We start from the raw sequence: 2,166 nt of genomic DNA, 5'->3' as shown, positions 1-2,166 counted from the left end.
CTTCAGCATGCCTCATCTGATCATCCGCCATCCGATCGTGTGGTTTTCTCTGGCTTTCTGCCTCGTTGCCGGAAATCCGACCGCACTTCGGCGGCAGCTTGCTGAACCGAGGGTGTCCTAATGTGTGGGATCGCGGGAATTCTATTGGCTTCCGACGCCGCGGACATAAAGCCGCTCGGAGCGATCGGGCGGATGACTGCATCGCTGCGTCACCGGGGGCCGGACGGCGAGGGGCTCTGGATCGACCGCGAAGCTGGAATCGCACTGGGCCACAGGCGGTTGGCAATTGTCGATCTGTCAGCCGCCGGGCACCAGCCGATGCATTCCGCCAGCGGTCGGTACGTGATCACCTTCAACGGTGAGATATACAATTTTCGCGACTTGCGTTGCGAACTCGAGAGTGCGGGCCAAACCTTTCAAGGCGCCAGCGACACCGAAGTGATGCTGTGCGCAATCGAGCATTGGGGGCTTGAGGCCGCCCTCAATCGCTTTGCCGGGATGTTCGTCTTCGCATTGTGGGATCTCAAGACAAGAACCCTGCATCTGGCCCGCGACAGAATGGGCAAAAAGCCCCTCTATGTCGCATCGATCCGAGATGCGCTGGTTTTCGCCTCTGAGCTGAAGGCGATCAATTGCTTTCAGGGCTTTTCTCCCGACCTTGATCTTGATGCCGCCGCGGCAATGCTTTCGACGGGATGGGTGCCGGACCATCGCTGCATCTGGCGAAGCGTATTCAAACTGCCGCCTGGTTCCGTCCTTTCCGTCACGGCGGCGAATTTTGCCGAAGACCGCAGCGCGGACCGTCTTTCCCAAAGCGTTCACCGCTGGTGGTCGCTGGCTGACGTCGCTGCCGATGGGCGACGGAACCCCGTCATCGGCACGGACGAAGACCTCATTGACGAACTGGACAACCGGCTTCGGCTGGCTGTGCGGGAACGCATGATCGCCGACGTGCCTCTGGGCGGCTTCCTGTCGGGCGGGATCGACAGCTCAGCCGTGATCGCCTTGATGCAGGCCCAATCCTGCAAGCCGGTTCGCAGCTTCACGATCTCATTCGCGGAGGGCGGCTTTGATGAAGCTCCATACGCAGCGGCCATTGCCCGTCATCTGGGTACCGACCACTCCGAACTTCACCTCTCGCCAAGCGCCGCACGTGACGTCATTCCCGAGTTGCCCCAGGTCTGGGATGAACCCTTCGCCGATGAATCGCAAATACCGACCTTGCTTGTTGCCAAGCTCGCTCGTCAGCACGTCACCGTAGCGCTGTCGGGCGACGGTGGTGACGAGTGCTTCGCAGGATACGGCCGCCACTTCATGGCGGAGCGGCTGAAACGACACCTGCGCCTGCCCCGACAACTGCGCCGAACCTTGGCGGCAGGAGCAGGTTTTTTCGCACGCGCCGGACGTGACGATGTCGTTGGCAAACTGCCGCTCTCTGCGAGCGCGAGGCATTTTATCCGGAGCGACCGAATGGAACGCCTCGCCCGGCTGCTCACGGCGTCGAATGAAGACGAATTGTTTCAGCGGCTGGCGCGGCCACAGGCTGAAAACCTGGGATATCAGCGGCCGACCGAACCAGCCTACGGCTACGGCGATCCGCCGCTTGACGACCTGCTCTCCCGTCTTCTCTACGATGACATGGCGGGCTACTTGCCTGGCGACATCTTGGTGAAGCTGGACCGTGCCACCATGGCCAACAGCCTTGAGGGTCGGTGTCCTCTCCTTGACCACCGCGTTGTCGAATTCTCCTGGCGGCTGCCATCCAACATGAAAGTTCGTGATGGCGCCGGCAAATGGATCCTTCGCCAATTGCTACGCCGCTATCTCCCGCAGCACCTGATCGAGCGTCCGAAACAAGGCTTCGATGTCCCTATTGCTGGATGGCTGCGGGGTCCGCTGCGCAACTGGGCCACCGATCTTCTCGCCGACATGCGAACCGAAAGCAGTGACGTATTGGACACCGCGAAGATCGACGCCTGCTGGCGCGATCACATTGATGGCCAGAACCGCTCGCGCGAATTGTGGTCCGCGTTGATGTTCCAGGCCTGGCGGAGCAAGGCCAATCGGCAAGCACAGCAAACCGGCCCAACTCATGAACTCGACCTGGCAGGAGTGTAAGATGGTAGGTTCCGCAATCAGCCCGATCCAGCTGCCACGGGTCAATCA

General features: G+C 60.9%; 1 protein-coding gene. It reads left to right on the top strand.

The features are described 5' to 3' along the window. Positions 1 to 120 precede the first annotated feature (120 nt). Positions 121 to 2,118 (top strand): asparagine synthase (glutamine-hydrolyzing), encoded by a 1,998-nt coding sequence (asnB, locus tag EOC06_RS11560; RefSeq protein WP_128307788.1) that lies wholly within the window; start codon positions 121 to 123, stop codon positions 2,116 to 2,118. The last annotated feature ends 48 nt before the right edge of the window (positions 2,119 to 2,166 follow it).

Source organism: Mesorhizobium sp. M7A.F.Ca.MR.362.00.0.0 (assembly GCF_004023175.1).
Taxonomy (GTDB): Bacteria; Pseudomonadota; Alphaproteobacteria; order Rhizobiales; family Rhizobiaceae; genus Mesorhizobium.
The sequence above is the reverse complement of the archived record's forward strand: the minus strand, read 5'-3'. Positions and strand labels throughout refer to the sequence as shown.